Below are 7820 nucleotides of genomic sequence, written 5' to 3' on the forward strand. Positions count from 1 at the left end.
TCGGCTTGACGCATCAGCTGGTCAAGTTGTCTCCTGCATAAGGTTTTTCAGTACATCCGGCAGTGGGCCAGGATGCAGTACGTGCAAGCTCTGACTGGCTCGGGTCAGCGCCACGTAGAGGTCACTGAGGCCCCGTGGCGCGCCGTCCAGCATTCCCTGGGGATCAGCCACCACGACGGAGTCGAACTCCAACCCCTTGGCCTGCCGGACGTTGAGGACGACGAGGCTCTGCTCCAGATCGACATCAGTGCCCCAGGAGGTGCCCGGGCTCTCCGCGGCGATGGCAGTGGCGAGCCGTTCCAGCTCGGCGGACGGAACGATCACGGCAACACGGATACCCCCGCCACCGCGCGCCGCCTCGGCCGCCACCGTTGCCAGTCGGGCGGGGAACTCCTCGGGGGAGGTGCGTTCGCACCGCGGTGGAGCCGCCCCGTCACGGACCGCCCGCGCCGCTTCGAGGTCCGGGGCGATCGCCTTAAGCACCTGGCGGGAGGCTGACACGATCTCCGCGGGGGTGCGGTAGTTGATGGTGAGCTCCTCCCGCCGCCAGCGCGCCCCGAAGAAAGGTTCGAGTGCCTGCTGCCAGGACGTCGAGCCGGCGGCGTCGCTGGACTGTGCCGCATCGCCGACGATGGTGAAGGAGCGGGTGGGGCAGCGGCGCACCAGCAGGCGCCACGTCATCGGCGACAGATCTTGCGCCTCGTCGACGATGACATGTCCGAAGACCCAGGACCGATCGGTCGCTGCCCGCTCCGCGACCGTGCGCAGATCGGCCGACGCGTGCCATCCGGCAAGCTGTTCGGCGGTGACCAGGTCGGCGGCATGCAGCTGTTCATCCACATCCACCGTTCCGCCCACGCCTCGGGAACCGCGCACGATGTCCAGGACGCCTTGCGCGTAGTCGTGCTGGGCGGCCCGCCGCGCTGACTCCCGCTCGGTCTCGGCACCGTCGTCGAAACCGAGCAGTTCAGCCGCCTCGTCGAGGAGGGGCACATCGGAGACGGTCCAGGGCGCCGTCGGCTCGCGCAGCAGCAGCGCACGCTCGGCCTCGGTGAGCTGCGGCGCCGATTGAGCGAGGCGGTCCGGGTCGGAGAACAACTCGGTCAGCAGCCGCTCCGGGGTAAGGACAGGCCACAGTGAGTCCATCAGCTTGCGGGCCGCCGGGTCGCGAGGCAGCGCATCCAGCCAGTTGGCCTTGCGGTCGGCGAATTCGACAGGTTCCTGCGCCCGGAAGTCGTATGCGGACACGTGATCCCCGAATACACCGGCCAGATCCTCCTGTACGGCGCGTTCGAGGGCGGAGACGTCAACTTGGCCGGCCAGGACCTGCTCGAAACCGGCCTCGATGTCGCCGATGACACGGGCCAGCCGGTCGGCCAGTTCGTCGAAGAGAGCCTCGCGGAAGGCGGGACGGGCGAGGTTGTGCTGCACGCCCCCCTCGGTGGCCCGGGCCGCCGCATCGGCCAGGAATCGACGCTTCAGCCGAATACACTCACCACCGATGGCCACGTCGACCGGGCCGGTAACGGCCGCCTGCCGAGCTCGTACGGCCGTCGCCAGGATGTCGGCCATGTCCAGTCGGCCCTTGATCTCGGCAGCGCCCGGAGGCTCCTCGGCCCGCGCCAGGATGCCGGGGTACAGCCCGCCGACGGACGAAAGCAGCACACTGGTCTCCCCGAGGCCGGGCAGGACTTGGCCGATGTAATCGAGGAAGACGGAGTTGGGGCCTACGACCAGGACACCGCTCCGCTCGAGGCGTTGGTGGGTATAGAGGAGGTAGGCGGCGCGGTGGAGGGCAACAACGGTCTTCCCGGTGCCAGGGCTGCCCTGGACGACCAAGACACCGGCGTGCGGCGATCGGATGATGCGGTCCTGCTCGGTCTGAAGGGTGGCGACGGCGTCCTGCATCCGGCCCGTCTTGTTCTCTCGCAGGGTGGCCAGCAGTGCGGCCTCGCCAGACAGCTGGATGTCCTCGGGAACGGTGGAGATGTCGGCGAACAGTTCGTCGTCCACCCGCAGGACGCGGCGATTCCGAGTGTGCAGATGGCGACGCAGCCGTACACCTTGGGGAGCTGCAGCAGTGGCGGTGTAGAACGGCCGGGCGGCAGGAGCACGCCAGTCGATGAGAAGGGGGTCGTCCTCCGGCGCAACGCCCGGCACGCCGATCCGCCCGACGTAGAGCCGGTCGCCGACCACGCGGTCAAGCCGACCGAAGCACAGACCGTTCTCGGCAGCCTCCATAGCGGCTAGTTGTCGGGAGAGCCGTCCCGCCATGACCCCGCGCTCCACCTGGCCCTGGGCAGTGCTGATGGACTCGCGCAGCACCGTGCGCAGCTCCCGCCCGATTTCCTCACGCAGGACATCCATCCGATGGTGGAGCAGGTCCAGGTGGTTCTGCTCACGTTGAACATCTACCTGCTGGGCCGGTCGCTCCGGCGAAGAAGACGGCATGAAGGACTCCATGGCGAAGGGACCGACGTGCGCCGCGGCACACGCCAGCCTGGTGTGTCGCAGCATTGCTGCGGTCGGGACAGGTGACGTCTTGGCATCGACGTACTGCCGGTGCCAAACATGAAAATGGTCGGTATCTGTCTCCCCACCAGGGTGGGGAGACAGATACCGACCGGAGAAGACCGCGATTTCCCGTATGCCGGGAAGCGGGCGTGCTGTTCTGCTGCGTCTTAATGCGCTGTCCGCTGCGGCACATCCAAAAGCGGAGGCAGAGCTGGAGCGTGTGCGCTGCGCGGCTTCATCAACTCAGTACGAATCCGGAGCGAGGGTGGTGCGCCCTCGTCGCGCTGAAGCAAAAGGCCCAACGATCATGTACTGCACGGCATCATAACACGTCCCGATGAGATCAGGCGACACGCCTCCGGTGATCTCCTCGCCGGGCCCGGTGCCCGCCCGGCCGTGGCTGAGGCCGTGACTGCGCTTGTTCCGCTGTGACGGACACCATTGGTGTGGTGGGCCACTGCTGGTGAACCTGTTCCGTGAACCGCTGGGCGCCCCCATGACGCCCGACGCGACGGGCGAGCTGTTCGAGCGCCTGGGCAAGCGGGCCAAGCTGTCGCGGAAGGTGGGCCCTCACATGGCCCGCCGTGCGTTCGGCAACAACGTCCGATACCTCGATGACCTTCTCCGCAGCCGGGAACGGCTGATGTCAGCCTTCGAGGCCGACGACTGGGCCCGCAGCGAAGCGGCGCCCTCCGAGGAAGAGATCCGCCGGGTCCGCCGCCTGATCAACCGGGTCAAGGCAGACCTCGACGACCTCTCACCCGGGGAACGCTCCCAAATCGAGGAAGCCGTCGCCGTGGTCCGCCGAAGCCCCACCGTCATGCTCGGCATGCCGCGAATCGCTCAGCCCATGCCCGACGTCCGTCCCTGGAGGCTCCCATGAGCCCCACCATGCGAGACGGCCGGCAGGCCAACTCCGAGCGTCGCCGCCGGCGAGTGGCCACCGCGATCAAGAACGCCACCAGGAACGGCACCCCGATCAGCGTTTCCGCCATCGCCCGGCAAGCGGGAGTGGACCGCACGTTCCTCTATCGCCACCGCGACCTGTTCGAACCTGTCCACGCGGCCGAACGCGAACCGCGAGCTCAGGACTCGGCCGGCGGCTCGCCAGTGAGCCGGGCCTCGCTCCAAGCCGACCTCGCCAACGCCCAGGCCCGCAACACCCGCCTGTCCGCCCGCATTCAGCAACTGGAGAAACGACTGTCGCAGGCGCTGGGAGCTCAGGCATGGCACGAGTCAGGGCTCAAAGACCCAGCCGACATCGACGAGCTCCAGCGGAAGATCACGAGGCTGGAGCAGCACAACGTCGAACTTTCCTCCGCACTGGAGGAGGCCCGGGCCGATCTCGATGCCGCGGGGGCGACCGACCGGGACCTGACCAGAGCTCTGAACCAACGCGGCTGAGCCAACGGCGCTGTGGCGGAACGTCTTTCTGCTCTTCAGGAGCATGACCAGACAGGGGGAGCCAGTGGTTGTGGTGGGTGCCTGGCGTGATGTCCATCCGGCTGGCACCCGTTCAAAATGGGGCGTATCCCGGATGGCTGGTGACCCTTGCTGTTCCTAACCTCGGATCATGATCTTTCGTCGTTCGTGGTTATCAGCCGCGGTGCTGGCGCTGGCTGTGTCATCTCTGCCGGCCGTTGCGGCTTCGGCCGCGCCACGCCCATCCGGCACAGCGTGGTCTGTGCAGCGTGACGCCGACGCACTGCGGGATACCGGGGTCACCGGGGTAGCGGTTCGCCTGGAGACCCCGCGCGGGACGGTCACCGCCCGCTCCGGGGTGGGGGACCTGGTCACTGGCCGCCCGGTTCCGAAGGACGGCTTCCTGCGTCTGGGCAGTACCACCAAGACGTTCGTCGCCACCGTCATGCTGCAACTGGTGGGCGGAAAACAGATCTCCCTCGACCAGACGGTGGAGCAGCTGCTGCCCGGGGTCGTGTCCGGTGCTGGAAACGACGGCCGGACCATCACGCTCCGCGACCTGCTGCAGCACACCAGTGGCCTGTCCGACTACATCTATGATGTCTTCCCCGACCCCGGTACCCAGACCTACTTCGCCAACCGGTGGCGTGCCTACGAGCCCGAAGCGCTGGTGGACCTGGCCATGCGCCATGCACCTGCCTTCCCTGCAGGCACCCGCTGGGCGTACTCCAACACGAATTACGTGCTCGCCGGGATGATCATCGAGAAGATCACAGGCCGCACCTGGGAACAGCAGGTCTACGACCGCATCCTGCGCCCGCTCGGCCTGCAGCACACCGACACCCCCGGCACCTGGCCCTTCCTTCCGCATCCGCACACGGCCAACTACCAGCAGTTCACCATGGACGGCCCGATGGTCGACACCACGATCCCCTACCGTCCCTTCGACAGCGGGGCCGACGGCTCGATGACTGGCACGGCCCGCGATCTCAACCGCTTCTTCGCCGCACTGGCAAGCGGACAGCTACTGAAGCCCGCCGAACTCGCTGCCATGCGGACCACTGTCCCGGTGCCGCAGGACAGCGGTCACCCGGAAGGCACCCGGGACGGCCTGGGCCTGTTCTTCACGCCCCTGTCCTGCGGCGGCGGTTACCTCGGGCATGGAGGAAGCGGCTTCGGCTACGTCATCCGGGCAGCAACGACTATGGACGGTCGACGCACCATCTCCGTCTCCGCGCACAGCCGCTCCGCGGACCCGCAGACCGCGGCCCGTCAGGAAGACGCACTGCGCAACCTCATCGACCACGCCCTGTGCCGCGCCACCTGAACATGCATTCGGCACCGCGGTGAAGCTCGGACCGTTCGTGCTTGGCCGGGTGACCGCGGCCTACTCTTCAGGAAGTCGGACAGCCGCTCCAATCGCAAGTAGCGCCACACGTGTTGCACACGATATTGTCGATAACACCGGCCCTGAGCTGCACAAAGTGGTCTCCACTCGCCTCGCGCCACACGGTTTGAACCGTTCCGGGTTCGGTAGAGACCTCAGGGGTGATCTGGCCGGACAGCCTCTCCTGGACGTAGGCGTGCAACCTCGGTTTGGCGACCAGCTTCGCTGTCTTCGGACGCCGGGCCGCCATACCGGCTCTCCACTGCGCCACCGAAGCCCGGTAGCCGAGCTTCCCACTTCTTGTGGCGGCGTTACGTCGCAGCTCGCGGGAGATCGTGCCTGGATTACGACCGACGTCTCGAACGATCTCGCGCACACCCTTGCCCCGGGCTTTGAGCAACGCGATTTCCTCTCGCTCAGAGAACGACAGATACCTGCCCGAGGATGGCTTCGAACCGAACGGTCGCATGCCCCCGCGCTGGCGAAACCAACGCGTCGCGACCGCCGGCGCCACGCCGACGACAACGGCGGCTTCCTCGGCGAGAAGCCCCTTGGCGATCTCCGTCCAGAAGGCCGCCTCGACATGACGCTGATACTTCGGACGACCCGGAGACCTCAGCTTCGGACGCACCGCCCGGTCCGCTGCCTGCTGACGACGTACCATCCAACATCTCCATGCGTACAAGGTGTTGCGACGGCCAGTTGAATCCGCCTTCACGGAATCGAGTCCCTACCGAATCCGGAACGGTCCACCGGAAGAGCCGGGCGAGGGCGAGAATTCCGAGCCGCTGCTGGACACCCATCCTGCTCTGTCCGGCGTCTCCCGCGCATACTTCGGCGAGTTGCTCGAAGAGCTCGCCCCCAAGGGGAAGGCCGCCCGCGAGTCGGCGCTGCGCGAGCGCCGTGGTGGAGACCGGCGGCGCGCCGCCGGCGCTGGTCCGAAGCAACGACTGGTGTTCACCGACCGGCTCCTGGTCACGCTCGTGCACCTGCGCCACCAGCTGCCGCACGCTGCGCTGGCCAAGTTGTACGGGGTGGACCGCTCCACCGTCTCCGGCGCGATCCGGGAAGTCCGCCCGTTGCTCGCAGTCCGCGGATTTGCCGTCCCGGACCGACCCGGACTGCGTCTGCGCACCCTGGAAGACTGGTTCGCCTACGCCGAAACCGAGAGCGTTCGCCTGAGGATCCCTCTGTCGGTGCGGACGTGGTCAACATGGTCTCCTCCGCCGCGGAAGCCCGAAACCACCGCTCCCATGCACACCCCGCGTTCTACGTGGCCAAGGCTGCCCAGGCCGGCTTCGCCGACATCCTCGACCCACGACCTCACCGCGGCCCGAAGCCACGGGATCGTCGACGCGCTCGCCGCCGCAGGGCTGAAATGCTGGGCGGACAAGGCATACCAAGGCGTCGGCCGCCACATCCGAGTTCCCTTCCGCGGCCGTCGGCTCAAGCGCTGGAAGCGACGGGACAACAGCACTCACGCCAAAATCCGCTGCGTCGGTGAGTATGGGGGCTCGCCCGGACTCCGGCACCCTCCCGCGCCGACCACACCCACCGCGGATCGGGCCGGAGCTCCTGGCGGTGGTCCAGCCCGGCGCCGGAAGCCGTCAGGGCCGGCGGGCCATCCGCACACGGCCCGGCCCGGTCGCGGTCGCGTCTTGCCCCGGTGGAGTTCGACGTTACCTTCAAGCCTTCGGGCACCGTCGCGTGGGATCAGGTCCTCCAGCACGGCATCCCGCCGGAGCCGCCGCTCACCTCTCGTAGGCGACGGCTCCGGTCATTCATCCCTCCCGCTGGCCGTCCTCCCGGCGGCTCTCCCGGTCGCCTTCCAGCAGCTCGAAGTCCTCGTAGGCGAAGCCGGGCGCAACCACGCAGGAGACCAGTACCGGTTCGTCGCCCAGCGGCTCGGCGGACTGCCAGTGGCCGGCCGGGACCAGGACCTGCGGGCGCTCGCCGGTCTCCACCGACGCCCCGAGCACCAGCTGCTCGGGTGTCTCCCCGGGGCGCTCGCCCGGTCCGCCCAGGGAGAGCCGTAGCGCCCCGCCCCGGTGCCAGAGCCACAGCTCGTCGGAACGCACCCGGTGCCAGGCCGAGCTCTCGCCGGGGTGCAGCAGGAAGTAGATGCCGGTGGCGTAGGCCCGGTCCCCGGGGCAGCCGTCGGGGGCGGCGACGCCTTCGGTGCGCCAGGTCTCCCGGTACCAGCCGCCCTCCACATGGGGTTGCAGCCCGAGCAGGTCGACGAGGGGGGAGCGGGCCGTGGACGATCGGTTCGGTGCGTCGGTCATGCCTGCATTCTGAAGGCGTAGGTGCGATGTGTCGGCTTCACGTCGGTGAGCCGGTGGCAGTGCCGGTCGATCAGGTAGGGCGTTTTTTGCAGGTCTCTGGTTCAGGGTGAGAAGCCGTGTCTCAACCGGTCATGGAACGTGTGAGTCGAACGGGTTTCCCGCCGGGGTGATCTTCCGGTGGTGGGTGCATGAAGGCAGGGCCCCTTGGTAGC

The 7820-nt window shown here is 67.9% G+C and carries 5 protein-coding genes and 2 pseudogenes; 4 read left to right on the top strand and 3 right to left on the bottom strand.

Annotated elements, in window-relative coordinates:
* Window positions 1-21 precede the first annotated feature (21 nt).
* Window positions 22-2463, bottom strand: a complete 2442-nt coding sequence (locus ABD374_RS34450; protein ID WP_344501083.1) for a HelD family protein — start codon at window positions 2461-2463, stop codon at window positions 22-24.
* A 514-nt stretch (window positions 2464-2977) separates the two neighbouring features.
* Between ABD374_RS34450 and ABD374_RS34455 the strand changes: the two genes are divergently transcribed.
* The 3 genes from ABD374_RS34455 to ABD374_RS34465 all read left to right on the top strand — a co-directional run bounded on the left by ABD374_RS34455 (window position 2978) and on the right by ABD374_RS34465 (window position 5263).
* Window positions 2978-3397, top strand: coding sequence for a hypothetical protein (locus tag ABD374_RS34455; protein WP_344501085.1), 420 nt, complete (start codon window positions 2978-2980; stop codon window positions 3395-3397).
* Complete coding sequence (locus ABD374_RS34460) at window positions 3394-3918, top strand: DUF6262 family protein (RefSeq protein WP_344501087.1); 525 nt, start codon at window positions 3394-3396, stop codon at window positions 3916-3918. Before ABD374_RS34455 ends, ABD374_RS34460 begins: the two co-directional genes overlap by 4 nt.
* 169 nt (window positions 3919-4087) lie before the next feature.
* Window positions 4088-5263 (top strand): serine hydrolase domain-containing protein, encoded by a 1176-nt coding sequence (locus ABD374_RS34465; RefSeq protein WP_344501089.1) that lies wholly within the window; start codon window positions 4088-4090, stop codon window positions 5261-5263.
* 223 nt (window positions 5264-5486) lie between these two features.
* On the opposite strand, the pseudogene ABD374_RS34470 reads toward ABD374_RS34465, so the two are convergent.
* Window positions 5487-5987, bottom strand: a pseudogene (locus ABD374_RS34470) (helix-turn-helix domain-containing protein); the annotation flags it as partial.
* Between the two features lie 289 nt (window positions 5988-6276).
* Between ABD374_RS34470 and ABD374_RS34890 the strand changes: the two are divergent.
* Window positions 6277-6408 (top strand): annotated as a pseudogene (locus ABD374_RS34890) (transposase family protein); the annotation flags it as partial.
* A 696-nt stretch (window positions 6409-7104) separates the two neighbouring features.
* Here ABD374_RS34890 and ABD374_RS34480 read toward each other — a convergent pair.
* Window positions 7105-7608 carry a cupin domain-containing protein gene (locus ABD374_RS34480; RefSeq protein WP_344501091.1) on the bottom strand — a complete coding sequence of 168 codons (504 nt, stop codon included), beginning with the start codon at window positions 7606-7608 and terminating at the stop codon, window positions 7105-7107.
* Between the last annotated feature and the right edge of the window lie 212 nt (window positions 7609-7820).

The sequence above is a fragment of the Streptomyces enissocaesilis genome, from assembly GCF_039533765.1.
GTDB lineage: Bacteria > Actinomycetota > Actinomycetes > Streptomycetales > Streptomycetaceae > Streptomyces > Streptomyces enissocaesilis.